Origin of the sequence: Streptomyces fildesensis, from assembly GCF_016107395.1 — a bacterium.
Classification (GTDB): domain Bacteria; phylum Actinomycetota; class Actinomycetes; order Streptomycetales; family Streptomycetaceae; genus Actinacidiphila; species Actinacidiphila fildesensis.
The window spans coordinates 1-263 of record NZ_JAAIKO010000305.1 but is presented as its reverse complement, the minus strand read 5'-3'; the positions used below and the strand labels follow the sequence as shown (position 1 = coordinate 263).

Here is a 263-nt window from a genome sequence, read left to right as displayed (position 1 = left end):
AGCAACCATCATGGGTCCAACTGATAGCCCATATTCAGGAGGGGTTTTCCTTGTTTCTATTCATTTTCCTCCAGATTATCCATTTAAGCCACCTAAGGTGGCATTCAGAACAAAGGTGTTCCACCCAAATATTAACAGCAATGGGAGCATTTGTCTTGATATATTGAAGGAGCAGTGGAGCCCAGCCCTTACAATTTCCAAGGTGTTGCTCTCAATCTGTTCTCTTCTGACGGATCCAAATCCTGATGATCCTCTGGTGCCGG

1 protein-coding gene is annotated in these 263 nt (G+C 44.9%); it reads left to right on the top strand.

The window, feature by feature from the left end; all coding sequences use genetic code 11:
• Positions 1–263 (top strand): ubiquitin-conjugating enzyme E2 (locus C6N31_RS47405; RefSeq protein ID WP_198359732.1); only part of this gene is annotated, 263 nt, incomplete at both ends.